This window comes from Cellvibrio sp. BR (genome assembly GCF_000263355.1).
GTDB lineage: Bacteria > Pseudomonadota > Gammaproteobacteria > Pseudomonadales > Cellvibrionaceae > Cellvibrio.
In genome coordinates this window covers 14,818-38,779 of the sequence record NZ_JH668207.1, presented here as the reverse complement: position 1 = coordinate 38,779, position 23,962 = coordinate 14,818, and the positions used below count along the sequence as shown (strand labels likewise).

19 protein-coding genes and 1 other RNA gene are annotated in these 23,962 nt (G+C 49.3%); 1 reads left to right on the top strand and 19 read right to left on the bottom strand.

Annotation, left to right across the window (positions count from 1 at the left end):
• Window positions 1-137: 137 nt before the first annotated feature.
• The 19 genes from O59_RS19240 to rnpB form a co-directional block, all read right to left on the bottom strand.
• Window positions 138-1,067 (bottom strand): M23 family metallopeptidase, encoded by a 930-nt coding sequence (locus O59_RS19240; protein ID WP_007645739.1) that lies wholly within the window; start codon window positions 1,065-1,067, stop codon window positions 138-140.
• 319 nt (window positions 1,068-1,386) lie between these two features.
• Window positions 1,387-2,298 carry a UDP-3-O-acyl-N-acetylglucosamine deacetylase gene (gene lpxC / locus O59_RS19235; protein ID WP_007645736.1) on the bottom strand — a complete coding sequence of 304 codons (912 nt, stop codon included), beginning with the start codon at window positions 2,296-2,298 and terminating at the stop codon, window positions 1,387-1,389.
• A 150-nt stretch (window positions 2,299-2,448) separates the two neighbouring features.
• The gene (ftsZ, locus tag O59_RS19230) at window positions 2,449-3,624 is read right to left on the bottom strand and encodes a cell division protein FtsZ (protein ID WP_040393602.1); all 1,176 of its coding nucleotides are present in this window, start codon (window positions 3,622-3,624) and stop codon (window positions 2,449-2,451) included.
• Window positions 3,625-3,688: 64 nt separating this feature from the next.
• The gene (gene ftsA, locus O59_RS19225) at window positions 3,689-4,927 is read right to left on the bottom strand and encodes a cell division protein FtsA (protein ID WP_007645732.1); all 1,239 of its coding nucleotides are present in this window, start codon (window positions 4,925-4,927) and stop codon (window positions 3,689-3,691) included.
• A gap of 59 nt (window positions 4,928-4,986) precedes the next feature.
• Window positions 4,987-6,093, bottom strand: coding sequence for a cell division protein FtsQ/DivIB (locus O59_RS19220; RefSeq protein ID WP_007645730.1), 1,107 nt, complete (start codon window positions 6,091-6,093; stop codon window positions 4,987-4,989).
• A 4-nt stretch (window positions 6,094-6,097) separates the two neighbouring features.
• Window positions 6,098-7,069 carry a D-alanine--D-alanine ligase gene (locus O59_RS19215; protein WP_007645728.1) on the bottom strand — a complete coding sequence of 324 codons (972 nt, stop codon included), beginning with the start codon at window positions 7,067-7,069 and terminating at the stop codon, window positions 6,098-6,100.
• Between the two features lie 13 nt (window positions 7,070-7,082).
• Window positions 7,083-8,471 carry a UDP-N-acetylmuramate--L-alanine ligase gene (gene murC / locus O59_RS19210; RefSeq protein WP_007645725.1) on the bottom strand — a complete coding sequence of 463 codons (1,389 nt, stop codon included), beginning with the start codon at window positions 8,469-8,471 and terminating at the stop codon, window positions 7,083-7,085.
• 40 nt (window positions 8,472-8,511) lie between these two features.
• Window positions 8,512-9,615, bottom strand: coding sequence for an undecaprenyldiphospho-muramoylpentapeptide beta-N-acetylglucosaminyltransferase (murG, locus tag O59_RS19205; protein ID WP_007645723.1), 1,104 nt, complete (start codon window positions 9,613-9,615; stop codon window positions 8,512-8,514).
• Window positions 9,612-10,808 (bottom strand): putative lipid II flippase FtsW, encoded by a 1,197-nt coding sequence (ftsW, locus tag O59_RS19200; RefSeq protein ID WP_157152665.1) that lies wholly within the window; start codon window positions 10,806-10,808, stop codon window positions 9,612-9,614. The genes murG and ftsW overlap by 4 nt, the downstream gene beginning before the upstream one ends.
• Window positions 10,808-12,148: a UDP-N-acetylmuramoyl-L-alanine--D-glutamate ligase gene (gene murD, locus O59_RS19195; protein WP_007645714.1), complete on the bottom strand. Its 1,341-nt coding sequence runs from the start codon at window positions 12,146-12,148 to the stop codon at window positions 10,808-10,810. Before murD ends, ftsW begins: the two co-directional genes overlap by 1 nt.
• 42 nt (window positions 12,149-12,190) lie before the next feature.
• Window positions 12,191-13,273 carry a phospho-N-acetylmuramoyl-pentapeptide-transferase gene (gene mraY, locus O59_RS19190; RefSeq protein ID WP_007645712.1) on the bottom strand — a complete coding sequence of 361 codons (1,083 nt, stop codon included), beginning with the start codon at window positions 13,271-13,273 and terminating at the stop codon, window positions 12,191-12,193.
• Window positions 13,273-14,664, bottom strand: a complete 1,392-nt coding sequence (gene murF, locus O59_RS19185; RefSeq protein WP_007645711.1) for a UDP-N-acetylmuramoyl-tripeptide--D-alanyl-D-alanine ligase — start codon at window positions 14,662-14,664, stop codon at window positions 13,273-13,275. The genes mraY and murF overlap by 1 nt, the downstream gene beginning before the upstream one ends.
• The gene (locus tag O59_RS19180) at window positions 14,661-16,241 is read right to left on the bottom strand and encodes a UDP-N-acetylmuramoyl-L-alanyl-D-glutamate--2,6-diaminopimelate ligase (RefSeq protein WP_007645710.1); all 1,581 of its coding nucleotides are present in this window, start codon (window positions 16,239-16,241) and stop codon (window positions 14,661-14,663) included. Before O59_RS19180 ends, murF begins: the two co-directional genes overlap by 4 nt.
• The gene (locus tag O59_RS19175; RefSeq protein ID WP_007645709.1) at window positions 16,238-18,094 is read right to left on the bottom strand and encodes a penicillin-binding protein 2; all 1,857 of its coding nucleotides are present in this window, start codon (window positions 18,092-18,094) and stop codon (window positions 16,238-16,240) included. Before O59_RS19175 ends, O59_RS19180 begins: the two co-directional genes overlap by 4 nt.
• Complete coding sequence (gene ftsL, locus O59_RS19170) at window positions 18,091-18,447, bottom strand: cell division protein FtsL (RefSeq protein ID WP_007645708.1); 357 nt, start codon at window positions 18,445-18,447, stop codon at window positions 18,091-18,093. The genes O59_RS19175 and ftsL overlap by 4 nt, the downstream gene beginning before the upstream one ends.
• Window positions 18,448-18,535: 88 nt before the next feature.
• Complete coding sequence (gene rsmH, locus O59_RS19165; RefSeq protein ID WP_007645706.1) at window positions 18,536-19,465, bottom strand: 16S rRNA (cytosine(1402)-N(4))-methyltransferase RsmH; 930 nt, start codon at window positions 19,463-19,465, stop codon at window positions 18,536-18,538.
• Window positions 19,466-19,473: 8 nt separating this feature from the next.
• Window positions 19,474-19,914 carry a division/cell wall cluster transcriptional repressor MraZ gene (mraZ, locus tag O59_RS19160; protein WP_007645701.1) on the bottom strand — a complete coding sequence of 147 codons (441 nt, stop codon included), beginning with the start codon at window positions 19,912-19,914 and terminating at the stop codon, window positions 19,474-19,476.
• A 356-nt stretch (window positions 19,915-20,270) separates the two neighbouring features.
• Window positions 20,271-20,861, bottom strand: a complete 591-nt coding sequence (locus tag O59_RS21745) for a hypothetical protein (RefSeq protein ID WP_040393594.1) — start codon at window positions 20,859-20,861, stop codon at window positions 20,271-20,273.
• 42 nt (window positions 20,862-20,903) lie between these two features.
• Window positions 20,904-21,286, bottom strand: an RNA gene (gene rnpB, locus O59_RS21200) — RNase P RNA component class A.
• A 260-nt stretch (window positions 21,287-21,546) separates the two neighbouring features.
• On the opposite strand from rnpB, the gene O59_RS19145 reads away from it, so the two are divergent.
• Entirely contained in the window at window positions 21,547-23,925 is a 2,379-nt protein-coding gene (locus tag O59_RS19145; RefSeq protein ID WP_007645697.1) for a TonB-dependent receptor, read from the top strand.
• The last annotated feature ends 37 nt before the right edge of the window (window positions 23,926-23,962 follow it).

The following is a 23,962-nucleotide window of genomic DNA, read 5'->3' as shown; positions in this document are numbered from 1 at the left end:
AAACGAAAAACTGAATAAAAAATGCGCAGCACATTAGCGCTATTAATAGCTCGGGACACACCCGAAAATGCTGGCAAGTAAATAGGAAGGCGTCGACTAAAGCAAGAGCGAATCAGCTATCGACTAGAGGGAAATAACTAACGAGTGGTATGACGAATATAAGAAGCAGGATCAACAACACGTCCGTTTTTGTACACCTCAAAATGAACATGAGGCGCGGTTGATCGACCAGTGGAACCTGATAGAGCAATAATCTGCCCTTTTTTAACTACATCACCGGCTTTCACCAGATTGGATTTGTTATGAGCATAACGAGTAACTAAACCATCACCATGCTTAACCTCTACCATATTGCCATATTCGGGATGGCGACCAGCCCAATTGACAATACCTGCGGCAACACTGCTAACTTTACTGCCTGTGGGCGCGGCAAAATCGAGACCTGAATGAAATTCAGTTTTCCCGGTAAATGGATCTTTTCGATAACCAAAGCGAGAGGTCATCCATGCGTTGGCGACAGGAGCTCCCGATAACAGGGTCTCTTCCAGTAAGCTACGATTCGCCAGCAAGGATTCAATGGTATTGAGCTGCTGCTCACGACTATCAACCTGGCTAGATAATTGATCTATCGCCGCAAAGAAATCAGGGGTTTGATAAAGCTGATTAGGAGTTACTTTAGAGGGGCCACCTACAGCGGGAATTTGACTAAAATCGAATTCACCCTGCTCAAGATTAGCGGCAGAAGTAAGCTTTTCACCCAGAGCATCCAAACGCATCAGGCGCGCTTGCAGCTCAGCCATCTTGCTTGTTAAGGCGGCGATTTGCGCCTCAGATGCAGCACGTTCTTGTTCGATTTCACTTTCATGCGCCGATAAGATATCCGTCCAGGCTTTAGAGTCCGCGGTAAAAAAGCCCTCGTTATCGCCCGACACCAACCAACTATAGCCCCAGGCGCCTACAAAAGTAGGAATCCCCAATAAACACACAGACAAAAACGCGCGAGTCCACCCACCGAGGGTGAAGCTGCGAGCTTGCGCGTGGTTTTTATTGACGATAATAATCTTCATCTGTAAATCAATTTTTATTAATAATAAATGCTAGGCAGCGTTCAGAGCCACCAGACTCTTAAAAGTTTTGTATGATCTGAAGTGGTGACTATCTAAATATTAGCCACCCAATGCATCCTGCTTAACATAGTTTTGTTTGAATAAAAATATCCTTACAAAACAAAGGACTGCACTTAAATCACGGAGGAGATTAAAAGGTGCGGAGACTCCCTGCAGTGCGCGTAAAACAACGCGCAACAGGAATATCGCACAGAAAGGAAGGATTTAACAAGCATAAAGTTAGGCCATGTTCACATTTTGAACATGACGTAAAAAATACCTAGGCAGCAACAATCGGCTCTATATAAGTGATTGGGACCACCTGATTCTCATCGAAGGTCACAATTTCCCACGCATCTGGATTATCCAAGAGCAGCCGCAATGCGCGATTATTGAGTGAATGACCAGACTTATGCGCCTTGTATTCACAAATCAAACTGTTACCCAGCATGTACAGATCGCCAATCGCATCCAGAACTTTATGTTTTACGAACTCATCTTCAAATCGCAATCCCTCTTCATTAAGGATACGGTACTGATCAACAACAATCGCGTTATCCATACTACCGCCACGCGCCAGACCTTTAGATCGTAAATATTCGATTTCATGCATAAAACCGAAAGTACGCGCCCGGCTTATATCCTGCACAAAACTGGAGCTGGAAAAGTCCAACTCCGTTTGCGGCCTGCGATCTTTGAAGACTGGATGATCAAACTCGATGGAAAAGGACACTTTGAAGCCATCGAAAGGCATAAATGTGGCAAATTTGTCGCCATCCTTCAACGTCAGCTCTTTCTTTATACGCACGAATTTTTTCGGGGCATTCTGTTCCTGGACGCCGGCAGATTGAATCAGGAACACAAAGGGACCGGCGCTGCCGTCCATGATAGGAATTTCGGGCCCCGTTAATTCGACAATCGCGTTATCAATTCCCATGCCCGCCATCGCTGACATCAAGTGTTCCACAGTAGAAACCCTGACATCATCTTTAATTAGGCAGGTAGAAAGTGTTGTCTCTCCAACGTTTTTGGCTGTCGCTTTAATCTCGACAGGCGGATTCAGATCCACCCGACGAAATACAATACCGTTATCAACAGGCGCGGGTAGCAACGTCAGGTGAATCTTGTCGCCTGTATGCAGCCCAACACCGGTTGTGCGGATCGAATTTTTAAGCGTTCGCTGTTTGATCATCGGTCGTGCCTCTACCAGGTCAGTTTCCAATTTGCGTTAAGGTGACACCAAAGGCAGTAATGCACCTTTTGTTAACGCTACATATGCTACCAACCCAAGGGAATATCAACCAGTTAAAGCTGGCAATACCCCCTATAGTAAAAGCCTTAGTTAGTCTGCCTGCCGACGTAAGAATGCCGGAATATCCAAATATTCCAATTCTTTATCACCCAATGGTGCAGCCAAGGCCGCCGCATTTGATGAATGAGCGTTAGCGCGCAGATGTGCAGGGCGATCCAAGGCAGCATAATCGGCAGGTGGAGCAGCGCGACGGGTGTTATCTACCACCTTGGTTGGTGCTGGTTTAACCTCTTTGGTCTGCGCTGTCACAGCGACGCCCAAACCGGTTGCAACCACAGTAACGCGCAGTTCGTTGGTGAGTTCAGGATCGATTACTGTACCCACAACCACAGTCGCATCACCCGACGCAAATTCTTCGATAATGCTGCCAACTTCTGAGTACTCCCCCAAAGACAGGTCAATACCAGCGGTGATATTTACCAAAATACCACGAGCCCCCTGCAGGTTTACATCTTCCAACAGAGGACTACGAATAGCGGCCTCAGCAGCTTCACGCGCACGATTTTCGCCAGTTGCACGACCCGTACCCATCATTGCCATGCCCATTTCGGACATCACAGTACGTACGTCTGCAAAGTCAACGTTGATCATACCAGGGCGAATAATCAGGTCAGCGATACCCTGAACAGCGCCAAGTAATACGTTGTTGGCAGCCTTAAACGCATCGAGCAAGCTGGTAGATTTACCCAACACCGACAACAATTTCTCATTGGGGATGGTGATTAAGGAGTCAACACGCTCACTCAACTCTTTAATACCAGCATCAGCGATCACCATACGCTTGCGACCTTCGAATGGAAAAGGCTTAGTCACTACAGCGACAGTCAGAATACCCAAGTCACGTGCAACTTCGGCCACCACTGGAGCAGCACCAGTGCCAGTGCCACCACCCATACCGGCAGCAATAAATACCATATCAGCACCGCGCAGCACTTCGGCGATACGTTCACGATCTTCCATCGCTGCCTGACGACCAATTTCCGGATTTGCACCAGCCCCCAGACCCTTAGTCATGGAATTACCGAGTTGCAGTACCGTGCGCGCATCAATGTCTTTCAATGCTTGCGAATCGGTATTGGCGCAAATAAATTCAACGCCTTCTATTTTGCTTGCAATCATGTGTTTGACTGCGTTGCCGCCGCCACCACCAACACCGATCACTTTGATTACCGCGTTTTGATGCAAGTTATCAACTAATTCAAACATGGCCACACCCCTTTGTTTCCCTTGACTCAATCTGTGAAAAATAATTTGGTTTATGCACAACTCATTAAAAATTGCTTTGGAAAATTTTCTTGATCTTGCTGAGCAGCGAACCTTGCGACTCTTTGGCAGCAGGCGAAGAACGCCCCAGGTTGTGCTGCTGCTTCATGGCGTAAATCAACAGACCTACACCGGTGGAATAAATTGGATTGTTGACTATGTCGGATAATCCACGAATGTTCTGCGGTGCACCCAAGCGCACCGGCATGTGGAAAATCTCCTCTGCCAACTCAATAACACCTTCCATTTTTGAGGTGCCGCCAGTCAGTACAATGCCTGCGGCCAATAAATCCTCATAACCACTGCGACGCAATTCAGCTTGCACCAAAGTAAATAATTCGTCGTAGCGAGGCTCAACAACTTCTGCCAGTGCCTGACGCGACAAATCCCGCGGTTGACGATCGCCCACACTTGGCACTTTGATGGTTTCATCCGGACTGGTCAGTTTTGCCAATGCGCAGGCATATTTAATTTTGATCTCTTCAGCATTCGGTGTTGGCGTGCGCAATGCCATTGCAATGTCATTAGTCACTTGATCACCCGCAATCGGGATAACACCCGTGTGGCGAATAGCGCCTTCTTTAAAAATCGCTATGTCAGTGGTGCCGCCACCAATATCAACAACACAGACACCTAATTCTTTTTCATCGTCAGTTAATACGGAATAACTAGAAGCCAATTGCTCCAGAATGATGTCTTCCACTTCAAGACCGCAGCGACGAATGCATTTTTCAATATTTTGTGCGGCATTCACGGCGCAAGTAACCAAATGCACTTTAGCTTCCAAGCGCACGCCAGACATGCCCAGCGGCTCTTTCACACCATCTTGATCATCGATCAAAAATTCTTGCGGCAAAATGTGCAGAATTTTTTGATCTGCAGGTATTGCAACCGCTTGAGCTGCATCAATGACTCGCTCCAGATCCTGGGAAAATACTTCGCGATCGCGAATCGCCACAATACCGTGCGAGTTCAAGCTGCGAATATGGCTCCCGGCAATACCGGCATACACAGAATGGATCTGACAGCCGGCCATCAACTCCGCTTCTTCAATAGCGCGCTGAATAGACAAGACTGTCGATTCAATATTTACCACCACGCCTTTTTTCAAACCGGTTGAGCGATGAGAACCTATTCCAACAATTTCCAATTGACCTTCGGGGGTAATAGCACCAACGATAGCTACAACCTTGGACGTGCCTATGTCCAGGCCTACAATCATTTTGTTGTCGCTAACATGTGCCATTCAGTGAACCTCGTTTGCCAGTAGTAAGCCAATTTCAATACAACTGGCGATATTCATAATCAATTAATCTGCGGTAAAACCTTTGTTGCCGGAACAGCAACGCCAACTTGAGACTGACTTTTAATATATTTTTTTGCCATCTCTGAATCAGCAACCCAACGCACTGCAACACCGTTGCTATACCTTAGATCAATCGCTTTTACGTCCGTCCATACACTATTTAGTTTTGTGTCGTATACAGTAACAAATCTACGTATTTTTTCCATCACTTGATCGCGTCCAAGTGCGATTTCTACATGATTTTTTATCGTTAATCGCCAGGATTTTTTGTTATCACACTTTAATGCCAAAACTTCCAATCCACGCGAACGCAAAATCTGGGATAAATCCTGATACTGCTGCAAAATTTCAATCGCATCCGCTTCGTTTCCTTGCAGCCAAGGCAGGCCAGAAAGTTTGGTCGCATCTTCAACACGGACAATTTCGCCGCGCTGATTCAAGAACCCATCGCCCCAACGCGCAATCGGTTTTTGCTCGGTAATTTTTACCACTAAAGTGTCGGGCCAACGTCGGTTAAGCGTGACCTTTTCTACCCAAGGATCGGTTAACAATGCCTCCTTGAGACGCATCAGGTTTAATTGCAAAAAATCTCCATCAATCTCACCGCCAATTAACTCGGTTGCACGTGCTTTGGTGATTAAATTGAATTCCCCTTCAACAACAACACTTTTAATTGGCCGCTCAAAAACTTTAACCAAGGGTTCGCTCACTAAATACAAGCCAATCGCCAAGGCCAATACAAATACAACCACCGCAAATTTCCGATTCAACCAGGAGAAATTCCATTTCCACTTAGGCTGTTGCGCAGCCGGGCGACGTGTTTTATTTCCCCCCTGGGGCGATGCTTTTGCATAGCCCCGCTCACGTTGGACCACTCGTGCGCTTGATCTACGCGCAAAATCACTCTGCGCACTTGTTGGTTCAGGCGAGTCCAACAACACATCGCGGATGATTCGCGCGGCTGGTGTCGTTGGTTCTGCCGCGCTCGGCGCCTCATGTCGCTCAACTGCTGGACGCCGGGAGCGCACTGGAGGCGCATCGCCCTCCAGTTGACCACGGCCAATCCGCGGCTCAATGCGTTCACCAACACCCTTAAAATCGCGCATAGATTTACGCTTTGCCCTTTACGCTTGCACGCAAAATTGTCAGCACTAATTCCGCAAATGACAAACCAATTGCTTTCGCTGCCATAGGAACCAAACTGTGGCTGGTCATGCCCGGCGCGGTATTCACTTCCAACAAATAAAAATTTTGCTGATGATCTGCCATTACATCCACACGACCCCAGCCACGGCATCCGACAGTTTTAAATGCATTGAGCGCAAGCGCTTTTAATTCCTGTTCTTTTTCTGCCGATAAACCACAAGGGCAAAGATAGCGAGTATCCTCAGCAATATACTTGGCATTAAAGTCGTAAAAGCTATGATCAGTTTCCAGCTTGATCGGTGGTAGCGCATCACCATCGAGAATGGCAACGGTATATTCGCCACCGACAATCAATCGCTCTACCAACACACTGCCCTGATATTGCGCCGCTTTATTAAACGCGGACTCCAAATCTGCGGCGGTATTGACGCGCGACATTCCAATACTTGAACCTTCATTGGCCGGCTTCACCATTACATCGCCACCCAAACTGGCCAGCACCTGCGCAAAATTAGAGTTTTCGTTCAGCACCGCAAATTCCGGCGTTGGCAAACCTTGCTTGCCATTAATGTCCACACCACGCCATAGTTGTTTGGTGCGCAACTTATCCATCGCCAAGGCGGAGGACTGCACATCGCTCCCGGTGTAAGGAATATTTAAAAACTCCAGCAGCGCTTGAATTCGCCCGTCTTCGCCACCCGGCCCATGTAATATTAAAAATGCGCGATCAATTTTTGCAGCCTGGATATCCGCAATAACGTTGTGACCAACATCGATAGCCACGTGCTCAATTCCTGCCTCAACCAATGCAGCCAAAACGGCGGCGCCGCTTTGCAGCGAGATTTCGCGCTCAGCGGAAAGGCCGCCGTATAACACACCAACACGGCCAATTTGTTTTTTTAGCGCCTCACTAATGGGCAACTTGACTGCTTGCATGACTCTATAACCTCTAACGCAATTGTCGTTTTGCTAATTCAGGGGAAAGCACACCCACATTACCCGCACCTTGAGTAATTACTATATCGCCAGCGCGCACTATGTCTTTTACGATTGCAGGAACACCATCCACTGTTTCAACAAAAATGGGTTCAATTACACCGCGTGCACGTACACTACGACACAGGTGGCGACTATCAGCGCCAGGAATTGCGTCCTCACCTGCGCTGTACACTTCCAACATAATTAATGCATCAACCGTGGACAGCACTTCCACAAAATCTTCATAGAGATCGCGCGTGCGCGTGTAGCGGTGCGGCTGATAAATCATTACTAAACGGCGATCCGGCCAGCCATCACGTACCGCCCTAATCACGGCAGCCACTTCGCGTGGGTGATGACCATAGTCATCCACCAACATGGCATCGCCTTCACCTACAGGGAAATTGCCATAAACCTGGAAGCGTCGACCAACACCTTGGAAGTTTTCCAAACCAAATTGAATAGCCTCATCGCTAATGCCCTCATCGGTAGCGACAGCAATTACTGCAGTTGCATTCAAGACATTGTGGATACCAGGAATATTGATGCGAATATGCAATGCTTTTTCATGACCGGGACGAACAACATCAAACTCGGAATGCATTTTGTCCTGACGAATATTGATTGCACGGAAGTCACTATTTTCATCAAAGCCGTAAGTGAGAATCGGGCGCGCCACTTCAGGAATAATGTCGCGCACAACCGGATCATCACCGCACAGCACTGCAAGTCCATAAAAAGGCAAGTTGTGCAAAAACTCGATAAAGGTTTTTTTCAACTTGGAAAAGTCACCGCCATAGGTTTCCATATGATCGGCATCGATATTGGTAACAATCGCCACCATTGGTTGCAGGTGTAAAAATGATGCGTCGCTCTCGTCCGCTTCGGCAACCAAATACCGACTGGCTCCCAGCTGCGCATTGGTACCGGTGCTATTCACCAAACCGCCAATAATAAACGTCGGATCCAATTTTGCTGCCGCCAGCACCGACGCCAACAAACTGGTGGTGGTAGTTTTTCCGTGGGTACCCGCGACGGCAATACCGTGGCGATAACGCATTAATTCAGCCAACATTTCCGCACGGCGTACAATCGGGATACGCAGTTCACGCGCGCCTTGAATCTCCGGGTTTTGGGCATTCACCGCACTGGAATTCACCACTACATCAGCGCCCTGAACATTTTGCGCAGCATGACCGATATAAATAGTGGCGCCCTTGGACGCTAACCGTTCAGTAACATTTGATGCTTTGATATCCGAACCGGAAATTTCATATCCTTGATTGAGCAACACCTCGGCAATGCCACTCATACCGGCGCCACCAATTCCGACAAAATGAATACGACGAATACGGCGCATTTCCGGTACACAAAATTGACCTATGGACTTCTGCGCAGAATTATCCACGGGCGACCTCCTCACAAACATTAGCAACATCGCATGCGGAATTGGGCTTAGCCAATTGCTGCGCTTTTTCCGCCATCGACTTTAAGTGATTGCGGTCAGCTAATTCGGTTAACAGTAATGCAGCGAGTTTTGCTGCGGTTAAATCTTTCTGCACCAGTGCAATACCTGCACCCACGTCAGTTAAATTTTTGGCATTAAATGTCTGGTGATCATCAATTGCTGAAGGCAATGGAATCAGAATCGAGGCCACACCTGTCATCATTAATTCTGAAACAGTAAGCGCGCCGGCGCGACAGATCACCAAATCCGCCCACGCATAGGCTGCTGCCATATCATCAATAAAGGCATCCACCTTGGCATTAACCTGATGTTTCATATACAGGGCAGTAGTTGCCTCAGCGTGAATTTTTCCCGTTTGATGCCAAATTTGTGGGCGCACATTGAGTGGTAGATGCGAGACCGCTTCCGGTACCAATTCATTAATCGCTTTAGCGCCCAAACTGCCACCGACCACTAAAAGTCGCAGCGGTAATTGCTGATCAATACGCGCCTGGTAACGAACTGATGGCGATGCCAGTTGTTGAATTTGTTGACGAACGGGATTACCCACTACCTGAACATCCGGTTCGCTACGCCCGATAAATGCATCCGGAAATGCGGCCAATATGCGCCGCGCAATTTTTGCCAATAAACGGTTAGTGGTACCCGCGACCGCATTTTGTTCATGGATTACTAAAGGAATACCGCTGAGCACTGCCGCCAAACCACCGGGGCCAGATGCAAAGCCACCAAAACCAATAACTACATCCGGTTTGATGCGTCGCATAATTTGCAACGACTGCAACACAGCATAAATAATTAAAAAAGGCGCTTTCAGTAAACCTGCCACTCCACGGCCACGCACACCTTCAACACTAATAAAGTGCAGAGGAATATTGGCAGCAGGAACCAAACGCGTTTCTATACCGCGCGCTGTACCCAGCCAATTAATCAGCGCACCACGTGCACGCAACTCATCTGCAACTGCCAGCGCCGGAAATACATGCCCGCCAGTGCCACCTGCCATTACCAAAACCTGTAGCGTTTTCTGTGTCATACACTGGCCTCCATCAGGCGAGTGCGCGGCACTTTTGCCGGCTCCGGCACTTCAGGAACATAACCAGCCAACTCCCACTGCACGCGCATCACAAATGCCATAAGCACGCAGCAAATTAACAGGCTACTACCGCCATAGCTGATAAAAGGCAGAGTTAAACCTTTTGTGGGTAATAATCCGGAGGAGACCCCCATGTTGATGAATACCTGGAATGAAAACAAAATCGCGATGCCAAATGTCGCCAAGGCGGCAAACATTTTTCCGGCAGCAAGGTTTTGTTTGGCAACATTAAAAATTCGCAGGATCAAGGCAGCAAATAAACCGAGTAATAACACTGCACCAATCAAACCAAACTCTTCTGCAATAATGGCGAAAATAAAATCAGTGTGGGCTTCCGGCAAAAAGAATAATTTTTGCAAACTATTACCCAGGCCCAAGCCGAACCATTCTCCGCGCCCAAAACCGATTAGCGATTGAGTTAACTGATAACCAGTATTAAATTGATCCGCCCATGGATCGAGAAAGGTAATCAACCGCTGCATACGGTAGGGCGACAAGACGGCAACCGCTGCCAGCCCGCCGACACCAATCACAATTAACAATAAAAAGTGCAGCATGCGCACACCCGCAATAAACATCATCGCAAATACAGTTGCACTTAATACCACCGAGCTACCAAAGTCAGGCTCAAGCAAGAGCAAACCAACAAATACGCCAACAACCATTAAAGGTTTAAGGAACCCCTGCCAACCGAAATGTAATTCTTGATAGCGACGCGCAAAAAAACTGGCGAAAAAAACTACCGCACAAAATTTGGCGATTTCTGATACCTGAATGGATATAACACCCAGACTGAACCAGCGCTGACTTCCGTTTACTTTTTTGCCAATGCCGGGAATAAGTACTATTACCAACAGAAAAATAGTGAGCAGCAAAAAATGACCCGAATATTTTTGCCACACGCTCATCGGAACACAGACAACAAAGGCGGCCAAGCAAACCCCCATCACCATGTAGATCGCGTGTCGCTTCGCAAAAAACCAGGCATCGTTATAAGTTAATGCCGCAAATGAAACAGAAGCAGAGGCCACCATAATCAAACCAATAGACATAAGTGCAAACCAAAGGCACAGCAATGGCCAATCGATACGCTGACTTAAAGGCATTGATTTCGTTAAAGTAGCAGAGGCCATCATGATGAGCACAACTCCTGCACAGCCTGACAAAACTTCTCGCCGCGATCTTCGTAATTTTTGAACATGTCAAAGCTAGCGCAGGCAGGCGACAGCAACACCGCATCGCCCGGCTGCGCTAATGCAAAGGCTTTGTTAACTGCATCCTGCATTGAACCTGCATGAATTATTGGTGCCGCATCGGCTACAGCCTGTTCAATAACAGTGGCGTCGCGGCCGATGAGCACCAGGCAGCTATTAATGGCACGCAAGGCAGGGGTTAATTCTGTAAAGTCTTGCCCCTTGCCTTCACCACCTAAAATCACAATTAATTGCTGGGGGTCACGCGCCAAACCCGAAATCGCCGCGAGGGTTGCGCCGATGTTGGTACCTTTAGAGTCGTTATAAAACTCCACCGCATTTTTTTCAGCGACAAATTCGCAGCGATGACGCAAACCGGAAAAGGTTTTTAACGTGCCAAGCATGGCATCGAGCGGAATACCGGCGGCGTCACCCAACGCGAGCGCAGCAAGGGCATTGTCTATGTTGTGGCGACCACGAACTTTTAATTCACTCGCGGCCATTAATGGCGTGAGATTTTTAGCCAAATATTCAATGCCATCGCGAGTCAATAACCCAAAGCTGCCAAAATCGGCACGGCCACCAAAGTAAATAGGTTTGACGCCTGCAGCCAATGGGGGATGAGTCAGCACGTCATTACGGTTAACAACAATATGTTCCGCACCAAAATAAACCCGCAACTTGGCGAGAATATAAGCGCGCATATTCTCGTAACGATCGAGATGATCAGCACTGATATTCAAAATAGTTGCGACTTTGGCGTTAAGCTTGGTCACAGTTTCCAATTGGAAACTGGACAATTCCATCACATACAACTCGACACTATCGTTTAATAATTCCAACGCGGGAGTACCGAGATTGCCACCCACAGCAACATTAATTCCAGCCGCCTTGGCCATTTCGCCAACCAGAGTGGTAACCGTGCTTTTTGCATTTGAGCCGGTAATTGCCACAATCGGCGCCTTGGCGTAACGCACAAAAATTTCGATGTCGCCAACAACCGGAATACCAGCTGCTCTCGCTTGCTCAATTGCCGGCGTTGCAATCGCGACTCCGGGACTGATAATTATTTCGTCGCAAGCCAATAAGGTGTGTGGATTCAATTCACCACACTCAATACTGACATGGGGAAATTCCGTTTTGATTTGCTGCAAATTGGGTGGCGATAAACGTGTATCGAGCAGAACGAACGCCTGTTGTTGTGCCGCCAAAAAGCGCGCAACCGATAGCCCGGTAATACCGGTACCGATAATCGCTTTTACTTTACTGGTGGCAATCATTTGAGACACAGACACACACTCCAACTTTATATAAAACAATCATTAACGAATTTTTAACGTCGCCAAACCAATCAATACCAATACCAGGGTGATAATCCAAAAACGCACAATCACGCGCGGCTCAGGCCAACCTTTTAATTCAAAATGATGATGAATTGGCGCCATGCGGAAAATGCGCCGACCGGTTAATTTAAATGAAGCCACTTGCAAAATAACCGAGACAGTTTCGAGTACAAAAATACCGCCCATAATAAACAGTACAATTTCGTGACGAACTATAACGGCGATTAAACCAAGCGCCGCACCTAATGCCAAAGCGCCCACATCACCCATAAATACTTGTGCGGGATAAGTGTTGAACCAGAGGAAACCAAGGCCAGCCCCCACCAGCGCACAACAAAACACAACCAATTCACCAGCACCGGGGATATAAGCAATGTTTAAATATTGGGAAAATTGTGAATGCCCTGCCAAATAAGCAATGACCGCTAATGCTCCCGCCACCATTACACTCGGCATAATTGCCAAGCCATCCAACCCGTCGGTCAGGTTTACCGCATTACTGGTTCCTACAATCACAAAATAGGTAAACACTATGTAAAAAATGCCCAGATCGAGCGCGACATTTTTAAAGAAGGGAATAAACAATTGAGTCTCTGCAGGAGTTTGTGCGGTGTAATACAGAAATACCGCCGCGCCAAAGCCAGCCACTGACTGCCAAAAATATTTCCAACGCGCAGGTAATCCACGGGAATCGCGCTTGGCTACTTTGCGGTAATCATCCACCCAGCCTACTGCACCAAAAATTGCGGTGACAATCAGCACGACCCACACATAGCGATTAGACAAATTGGCCCAGAGCAAGGTGCTGATAAAAATTGCCGACAAAATCAATGCGCCACCCATGGTGGGTGTGCCGGATTTACTCAAGTGCGATTGAGGGCCGTCGTTACGAATAGATTGACCAATACGCAATTCTGTTAAGCGACGAATGAACCAAGGCCCAAGTAACAACGAAATACCTAATGCGGTGAGCACGCCTAAAATGGCGCGCACCGTTAAATATTGAAACACTGCAAAACTGCGCAGGTATTCTTGTAAGTATTCTGCTAGCCAGTAAAGCATTAGTGATTTTCTCCTGCCGAAACACAGAGTTCACGCACAACGGTATCCATTGCTGCGCTGCGGGAACCTTTAATAAGAATGGTGGTTTTTTTATTGGCGATAGCTTTTAAGTGCGCAACCAAAGCGGTTTTGTCCGCAAAGTGTTCCGCCCCAGCTCCAAATGCCTGGCTCGCATTTTCACTGAGTTTGCCAACCGTAAATAAATGGCTCAGTTTTTTGGCGCGCGCATATTCACCCAGCTCTGTGTGTAACTGCGGCGCTTCTGGCCCCAGCTCACCCAAATCGCCTAATACCAAAATGCTATTCTTTTTTTGTGCAAGCACATCGATAGCCGCGCGCACTGAACCAGGGTTAGCGTTGTAGCTATCATCAATAATTGCCACATCATTAATACCGATATGACGACTCATGCGGCCAGCAACTGGCGCAAAGTTAGCAAGCCCTTGTTTAATTTTTTGCAAATCTGCACCCACGGCAGAGGCACAAGCAGCGGCCATTAAGGCATTGCGAACATTGTGTTCGCCCTGCGCATTGAGGCTCACTTGCATGGCTTGGCCATTCAGGTTGATGGCAAATTCCAAACTATTGGCGCTGGTTTGAATATCCTGCGCAAAACAATCGGCACCGGTATCTTTAAATGACACACGAAGCACGCGACGATTAGTTAAGGCGGCCAACCAGTCAGGTGCGAAGCGATCATCCATATTCACTACGGCGACACCGGTCGCTGGAAGTGCGGCGTAAATTTCACCTTTGGCGCGCGCAACACCTTGCAGTGAACCAAACCCTTGAATGTGCGCGGCCATCACATTGTTGACCATGGTGATTTGTGGCACAGCAAGTGAGCATAGGTATTCAATTTCGCCAGGGCCGCTCGCACCCATTTCAATTACAGCAAACTCATGATGCGCTTCGAGCTGCAGCAATGTTAATGGCACACCAATGTGGTTATTAAAATTCCCCTTGGTGGCATGGGCTGGCCCACACTCAGCGAGAATGCCGGCGAGCAGGGTTTTTACTGTGGTTTTTCCGCTGCTGCCGGTAATGGCAATAACTGGACGAGCAAATAAGCTGCGGTTGAGTGCAGCAATTTGCCCGAGCGCCAACAGTGAATCACTCACTACGAGTTGCGGCAATTTAATCTCGGGGAAAAAACGTTCTACCACAAGTGCACAAGGTTTTTTGGCAACAGCGTCGGCAATAAAATCGTGTGCATCAAAACGCTCACCGCGCAATGCGACAAACAATTCACCTGCATTCAAGGTGCGCGAATCAATACTGACCGCAGTAAATTCTGCATCGCCCTGATGGCATTTTGCAGTGACAGCACGCAAAGGTTTACGCGCTGCAATAAATTCCTCAACCCATTTTAAAGTTAGAGGCTTGATCATGGTGTAGCCCCTTGTGACGTTTCGTCATTTTCAAATTTGGCAATGCGTTTTTGCAATGCAATACGCGCCTGTTTGGTATCGCTAAAAGGCAGGGTTTGCTTGGCGAAGATTTGATAATCCTCATGCCCCTTGCCTGCGATTAACACTATGTCGCCCGCCCTGGCCTGCTGCACGGCAAAATCAATTGCCTGTGCACGATCGGCAATAACCAAGCAACCGCTAGGCCGATTCATACCGCGCAGAATTTCACCGGCAATAGCAGAAGGATCTTCCGAGCGAGGGTTATCATTAGTGACAATCACATAATCACTTAACCGCTCGGCAATGGTGCCCATTTGCGGGCGCTTGGTTTTATCGCGATCACCACCGCAGCCAAACACTGTCCAGATGTTGCCCGCCTTGTGCTGCTGAATTGCATTCAAAGTATTTTCCAGTGCATCGGGGGTGTGGGCGTAATCCACAATTACTTGAACTTGCTGAGCCTGTTGATCAACCACCACTTGCTGCATGCGGCCCGGGGCTGGCAATAATTCCGGTATGTGCGCAACAATTGCATCGAGAGGAAACCCTTGCAGGGCAACCGCGCCAATGACTGCCAGTAAATTACTGAGATTAAATTCGCCTAAAAGCGGCGAGTTGATTTTTGCAGTGCCCCACGGGGTAACTATATTTGCGCTGACACCAAAGGCGTGCAGCTCAATATTTTGAGCGTAAATATCAGCAACGGTTTGGGTTGAATAGGTAAGCGCAGTGACGCCGGCCGGCACTTTGTTAACCAAACTTTTTGCCCATGCGTCATCAAGATTAACAACTGCAGTTTGCAAACCTTGGGCATTCAATAATTGCGCTTTGGCATTGCCGTAGCTGGTTAAATCGCCGTGATAATCCAAATGATCTTGCGTGAGATTGGTAAAAATAGCCGTGTGAATACTCACGCTGGCAACACGCTTTTGTTGCAAGCTGTGCGATGACACTTCTATCGCAATAGCGGTAGCGCCGTCATGTACCAATTCGGCCAAAATACGCTGCAAGGCGATTGGATCCGGCGTAGTTAATCCGGTTGAATGTAATGCGCTGACTTGCTGCGCCATGGGCGCCAAGGCCGTTGCATCAAGCACGCCATACCCCAGCGTGCCAACTACTGCCGACTTGCGCTGCAATCTCGCCAACAATTGCGCCGCTAATAAACTGCAGGTGGTTTTGCCGTTAGTGCCGGTGATACCCAACAACTGAACTTTTTTACTGGGCTCATCAAAAAAGCGCGCCGCAATAGCACTGACTTGCGACGCGAGCTGTTCTACGGCGATAACCGGAACGCTGCCCAACCAATCAATGCCCTGCCAATTTTTATCAGCCTCTACCAAAATTACACTGGCACCCAACTCAATCGCTTTGGCAATAAAATCGCGGCCATCCACTTTATTACCAACCAATGCAATAAACGCATCGCCAGTTTTTAATTGGCGAGTATCCAGGCACAAATTACCCACAGTAATCGTTGCGGCTTTTTCCAGCGCAAGATTCGGTAATAAATCGCACAGCGCTACTGGGCGGCGGGAATAATGAGAGGTCATCATGTGGCTGACCTCTCATTCATAGGCGCAGCTTTTACCGCGGGTTTTTCACTTTCCACCGTTTTCGCCGGTACAGTTTTACTAGCGGCTTTATCAACTATCTCTTTGTTGTCATGCTGATAAATATTATCGGGCGGCACTTGCAACATACGCAGCGCATCTTCCGCCACTTTTGAAAACGCAGGTGCAGCAACCCAGCCACCGTTGGTGTAAATACCTGAGCCTTGCGGTTCATCGACGATCACCATGGCAACAATGCGCGGATTATCAGCCGGTGCCATACCAATAAACGAAGCAATTTGTTTGTCCGAGTAGCGACCATTAATTGCCTTGTATGCAGTTCCGGTTTTTCCGGCGACCGAATAGGAAATTGCTTTTGCGCGTGAGCCTGTGCCCTCAGCCGTCACCACGCGCTTGAGCATTTGTGTAACCTGATCGGTATATTTTTTATCGATCACTCGTTCGCCTTGCGGCGCATTATCCACACGCAGTAACGATACCGGTCGCTTCACACCGCCGGAAGCAATTACTCCATAAGCCTGTACTACTTGCAGCGGCGTCATGGTCATGGCGTAGCCGTAAGAAATGTTGGCGCGCTCAATTCGCTGCAGCGGTTTAAGCACGGGCACATTGCCTGTACCTTCACCGGGGAAACCGGTACCCACAGGTTGCGATGCCCCCAAACGCGCAAACATATCGCGCACGGTATTGGTATCCAATGCAAAGGAAATTTTGGTCATGGCGATGTTGCTGGATTTGGCAATCGCCATAGCCAAATCCATCGCGCCGTAATTGCGGTGATCTTTAATGGGCTTGCTGCCCACCATAAAGTAACCGGGGTTGGTATCGATAATATCTTCCGGTTTGAATTTGCCACTATCGAGCGCCGCGAGTACCACCCAGGGTTTTACGGTTGAACCTGGCTCGTACAAATCGGTAATGGCGCGATTGCGCAAGCCGTCGCCACGGGCGCGGCTGCGATCATTGGGGTTAAAGCTGGGCAAATTAGAAATCGCGAGCACTTCACCGGTGAGCACATCGAGAATGACAATTGAGCCGGCAACTGCACTGCTGGCCTCAACCGCTTTTTTTAATTCGCGATGCGCAAGATATTGCAGGCGTAAATCAATACTGAGCGTCAGGTTTTGACCGGGGCGCGCCGCTTTCACCAAGCGCAATTCTTTTACCGTGCGCCCGCGCAAATCTTTCAATACTTCTTTGGCGCCATTTTCACCCGTGAGCCAAGCGTCGTAAGCGAGCTCCATACCTTCCTGACCGCGATCATCCACATCGGTCATGCCCACCAAATGAGCAGCCACATCAGCAGCGGGGTAATAACGGTGATACTCAATTTGCTCGTAAACCCCGGGCACATCCAACGACAAAACCGCTTGCGCGGCTTCGGGTGACATTTGACGCTGCAGATACATAAATTCTTTATTGGCGTAACGCGCCAGACGCGACTCCAATTCCGCCTTGTTAGCTTTGAGTGCCTGCGCCAAGTCGGCAATGCGATGAGGCGCCTGGGATAAAACTTTGGGGTTGGCCCACAGCGTGGAGACGGGAGTACTCACCGCCAGTGGCGAGCCGTTGCGATCAGTGATTACACCACGGTAGGCCGGAATAATTTCCGTGCGCAGGGTGCGCGACTCGCCTTGATCCTGCAGGAATTCATAACCTTTATCGGCGTTGGGCAGCACTTGCAAGCTGGCAACATGCACTATCAATACCGCCACCAGAATCGCCAATACCAATCCGACGCTGTAGAAACGCCAGCGTGCCACCTTGAGCGGCTTGTGATCAGGTTTGGCGAGCGGACGCGCACGGCGCGGCTCAAATGCCGAAGAGCGGCTCATTGTCCACCTGCCGCAGGTGCCTGCACCTGACCGCGACCATCGATAATGCGATCACCAGAGATCATTACAATCTCTTCCGGTGTGGGAGCCATCATATTCAGCTCGGAGATTGCGGCATTCTCAACGCGACCATAGGCCGCCCAGGTGCTCTGCTCCAGCAAATACTGACCCCACTGTACCTGCAACTGTGCAGCCTCACGCCGCAGGGTTTCCAAGCTGTTTACATCGCGGCGCACCAGTTGTGTCGTCGCCACTACACCGAGCGCAGAAACCACCGTTGCCAGCCACAATACCGCCACCACCAGCAAAACGCCGGTCGCAGGTGGTTTTTGTGATTGGAGGTTTCTGTTCATGGAATCCCTGGCAATTATTGTGGTGAAGGTTCTGTGTAACTGACTGATAGCTGCTTTTGTTTTGATTCAATCGACGAACAATCGGGATTTACAATTTCTCGGCTACACGCATCACCGCACTGCGCGACCGAACATTGGCGTTTACCTCTGCATCGCTCGCCTTGATTGCCTTGCCGAGCGAGCGCATGCGTTTATTTAACTGGTCATCGCGAATCGGCAACCCTTTGGGAACCGGGTCACCCAACTCTTGGCGGCGAATAAAGCGCTTCACCACACGATCTTCCAACGAGTGAAAACTGATCACCACCAAACGCCCGCCGGGAGCCAGTACTGTCAGGGCCTGATCCAATACCGATTCCAGATCGCCCAGCTCGTTGTTGACCTGAATGCGAATCGCCTGAAACGCGCGCGTGGCAGGGTGCTTACCCTTTTCCCACGCCGGATTGGCTTCTTTAATCACTTCCGCCAAATGTTTGGTGCGCGTAAACGGCTGCTTTTGGCGCTCGACGATAATCGCGCGTGCCATGCGCTTGGCGAACCGCTCCTCACCAAACTCTTTCAGCACCCAGGTAATTTCATCTTCACCGGCGCTGTTGACCCACTCCGCCGCACTCTGGCCGCGGGTTTGATCCATACGCATATCGAGCGGGCCGTCCTGCATGAAGCTAAAACCGCGCTCGGCTTCATCCAGCTGGGGCGATGACACCCCCAAATCCAACAACACCCCGGTCACCTTGCCGGTCATACCGCGCTCATCGATTAGCGCCGCCAACTCGGCAAACGAACCATGGGCGATGGCAAAACGCGCGTCGCTGCCAAAACGGGCATTGGCGGTGGCAATCGCCGCGAGGTCTTTATCAATGCCCAACAGGCGACCATCAAGCGCCAGCTGCTGCAGGATCAAACCACTGTGACCACCGCGCCCGAAGGTGCCATCCACGTAAAAACCGGAGGTATCGGTAACCAGTGCCTCTACCGCCTCGTTCAGGAGCACGGTGATGTGTTGAGCGTCAGACACGTAGATACCTAGAAAGAAAGATTTTGTAATTCGGCTGGCATTTCGCCATCGATGGATTGATCCATGAGCGCGTTCCAGCTGTCTTCGTTCCACAGCTCAAACTTGTTGCCCAGGCAGACCAACATCAGTTTTTTATCCAGATGCGCAAAGTCGCGCAGGGTGGGGGGAACCAAAATCCGGCCATTTGCATCCATTTCCAAGTTCACCGCCTGCCCCATAAAGCGACGTTGAATCTTGCGGACTTGCTCATTACCCGAAGGCAGGGCCTGAATTTTGGCGAGTACGGGTTCCCATTCGGATTCGGAGTAAACCAGCAGGCAGCGCTCATACATATGCGCAGTCACCCATAAACTCCCGGCGCCAGTCGATAGCAGCGAGTCGCGAATGCGCGCTGGTATCGCCATGCGACCCTTGGGGTCCATGCTGATGGAATAACTGCCTGTAGCCACTTTTCACCACTTGACGGGATTGCTTTTCACAAAAAGCCACAAAAAACCACAAATACCCACTTTTCCCCACGGTGCTCACTATAAATCGGAGCAGGTCAAAGTCAAGCGAGCTGGCGCGAAAACATGGGTAATTTCACAGGAAAAATCAGGAAAAATCGGCGAACAAGAAGGGAAAAGACATAAAAGCAACGCTACAAAAACCAACATAAACAGATAAAACAAAGCGATAGCGCACAAACCTAATGTAAAACATTAAGTTTGCGATTATTTCGCGGTAATAAGCAGGGATCTTTAGAAGGATTCGGTCTATATCGACCTTAAAAAAGCATCAATGTAGGTAATTATGGGGAGAGACGTTAATTACCAGAGGTAAAGTTACGAAATAACGTCATTTTTCTGCGGAGAAATAGAGCCACAAGACCGATGAAAGCAAGAACCACTGAGGCGGACTCAGATACAAAAAAGACTGACGGGATTTCGTAAATCTCTCTCTTGTTGCTAAAGCTAAGGTTAGTAAAAAATGAAATTTTGTCGCTTTGAAACATCGAATAATCCTCGTAGGGTATATGCTTATTCAACTGATCAGCAAACAATGGGCCTGATGTTTTACCGAGCCAAAAATAATTTCTTATATTCCAAATACCTCCATTTTCATGGTTGATGGCATTGTAGAAATCAACTCTTAATAATGCGTCTCCCAAAAAGTCATCATAATGTTCGATGGGCGCCAACCCTCTCCATTTCAAATCAAAACCATATCCATTCGTAGAGACCAAGCTAAATGCAACCACTGCATCTAGGTTAGTGTTAGCAACAAGCATTCCAACCCCCGCGCTCTGCAAATTGGGGGAAGAGTACATAGAGTATTTGACGTCATATGCAATAAGAGCAGCGCTGGCATGGAATGAAAATAACACCAAGGTCAGCAAAAACAGGTTCCGTTTCATAGTAAAAGCTTCCGTAAGAATAATTTTTGATTGCACAAGATAAGTCGGAGTCAGCCGATAAGCCGGGTTCTGTCGTGGACAGTCATTCATCTGGGACTAAGGTCACCCTTAGCCTCAAGCAACCTACCCGCCCTCGATACGAGCCGCATCATTGAGGGCCTATTTGGTCTTGCTCCGAGCGGGGTTTACCATGCCGCAGCCTGTTGCCAGTTGCGCGGTGCGCTCTTACCGCACCCTTTCACCCTTACCGTTGCTCTTGCGAGCACTTAGGCGGTCTGCTCTCTGTTGCACTTTCCGTAGGCTCACGCCTCCCAGGCGTTACCTGGCGCTCTGCTCTATGGAGCCCGGACTTTCCTCCCCGATGCACCACACAGCACTCAAGAGAGCTATGCAGTTAACACCGGAGCGACTGTCGGGCCGACTCCGAGGCGGCACATTAACTGCCCGCGGCAACAAGTGCAAGTTCGACGATTGTGCAACACCCAGTTTTTCTGTCGCCTTTTCACTCACTTTTGCCAACAAGTTCACCTATATCATCCTGCTTATGACCAAATATCGCCAAATGAGGCTTTTAACTGGTATTTTGGCCGCCTTAGGCTATTAATTAACGTAATTCAATTACCGGTTATTACGGCTTATCTCCCCCTGAATCGGATCTCACAATAAAAGCGCAGGAGAACTTCTAGTGAAAGCTTATCAATACAACCTTCTTGCCATGGCCATTGCAACCCAACTCGCATTGCCTGTCATTGCTCAAGAAAATGACCTCGCTCTGGAAGAGGTGATGGTGACCGCCCAAAAGCGTCCGCAGAGCCTGCGCGATGTGCCAATTTCGGTAAATGCACTTTCCAGCAAAAAGCTGGAAGATGCCGGGATCACCAGTATTGAACGGGTGGCCGACTACATCCCCAGCTTCAACATGACACAAACCGGTATCGGCACCAACATCGCCATCCGCGGTATTAGCTCCGGGGTTAACCCCGGTTTTGAGCAGTCCGCCGCGCAATTTGTAGACGGTATTCACTTTGGCCGCTCGCAACTGTCGCGGGCGCCATTTCTTGACCTGGAACGAGTAGAAATTCTGCGCGGCCCGCAAAGTATTCTATTTGGCAAAAACTCGACAGCGGGTGCCATCAGTATCACCACCGCCAAACCGGGCGATGTACACGAAGCCAAACTCACCGCGCTTTACGAACCAGAACATGGCGAGCAGGATATTCGCCTGGTGCTCTCCGGCCCAATTAGCGACACGGTCGGCGGCCGCTTGGCGATATTGGATAGCCGCATCGATGGCTTTATGGAAAACACCACCCTCGGGCGCGACGAATCCGGCGATGAAAACCGTGTTATTCGCGCCACACTGCAATGGCAACCCAGCGATCAGTGGGACATTGTGCTAAAGCTGGAGGACGGCTCCTTTGACAGCAATGGCCGCAATATCGAAGTAGTCAAACCGGTTGAAATTCCTTCGCCACTGACCGGGGTCGCTACGCCCTACGCCAATGCTCTGCAATTCTTTACCCAAGGCCAGTATTTGCTGGATACCACCCACGATTGGAAACGCCAATCCAACGGTGATTTCAGTTACAACGATACCGAAAACGTCACCCTTTCGATTGAACGCGAATTGGGTGAACACACCCTGACGGCGATTACTGGCTACAACGCTTACACCTACGATGAGCTCTGCGACTGCGACTTTACCGGCGCCTCGGGCTTCAATATTTTATCCAACGAGGACTACAGCCAGATCAGCCAGGAAATTCGCATCACCTCACCTGAGGATGAGACCATCAGCTACATCGGCGGCTTGTTTTTCCAAAGCAGCTCGATGGAATTTAATGACGCCGTACGGGTTCCTACCGACAGTTTTATCGCCACTGCATTTACCCCCATTTTGGGTGCAGGTGCGGCCAATTTATTGCGCGGTGCTTCATCCAACCGCTCGTTTGAACAAGACACAGATTTAGCCGCCATTTTTGCGCAAGCTACCTGGAACTTCACCGATCTGTCGCGGGTGATAGTGGGCGCGCGCTACACCGAAGAAACCAAAGAGGCGAGCCGCACCCAGTATCACGTCAGCAACAGTGGCGCCGTGTTACCCCAGGGCAGCCCGAGCGATACTTACAACATTATCTGGAGCCAGTTCAAAATCGACCCTCACTCCGTTAGTGGCGAGCGCGACGAGTCCGGTTTCACCCCGCTTATTACCTTGCAGCATGATTTTTGGGGCTCCGATATGGTGTACGCGAGCTACACCACTGGCTTTAAATCGGGTGGTTTCGATGTGCGCGCTAACGCCGCGCCTAATGAACTGGATGGCATTTATCCGGCCATTGAAGGTACTTGGGAATTTGATGAGGAAAAGGTCGAAAACTTTGAAGTTGGCGCCAAGTTTGTATTGGCTGATGGCGCAGCAGAGCTAAACCTTGCCGCGTTCCGCTCCGAATTTGAAGACATGCAAACCAGCCAGTTTGATGGCAGCCTGAGTTTCAACGTGACCAACGCCGGCCAGGCGGTGGTGCAAGGCCTTGAAGCTGACGGACGCTGGGCGATAATCGATAACCTGATGCTGCGCGGCGGTATGGCTTATATCGACTTTGAATACACTGACTTCCCCAATTCCCAGTGCTACTTTGGTCAGGCAGATAACATTGCACCAATCGGTGACGGAGCCTGTGATGCGACAGGACAGCGCCGTGAATTCACGCCAGAATACCAAGGCAATATCGGTGCGGATTACACCATCAACTTCAGCAATGGCTTGAAACTGGTCAATACGCTCGACCTGATTTACAGCGATGAATACCTGACCACACCATCACTTGACCCGCGCTTCCAGCAGGACGCCTATACCAAGATCAATGCCCGTATTGCACTCAGTGGCGACTCGGACAATTGGGAACTGGCATTGATAGGCAAGAACCTGACGGATGAGTCTATTGTGCCCTATGCCAATGGTTTGCCCGTGGCCTCCACCGTGACCCGCGGTACTGGTTCAGGTTATTACGCCTTCTATGAACGTCCGAAGAGTGTGGCCATTCAAGGCACGATTCGCTTCTAAACTTCACATCAGGATCTGCCAACAGGGGGCGCACTTG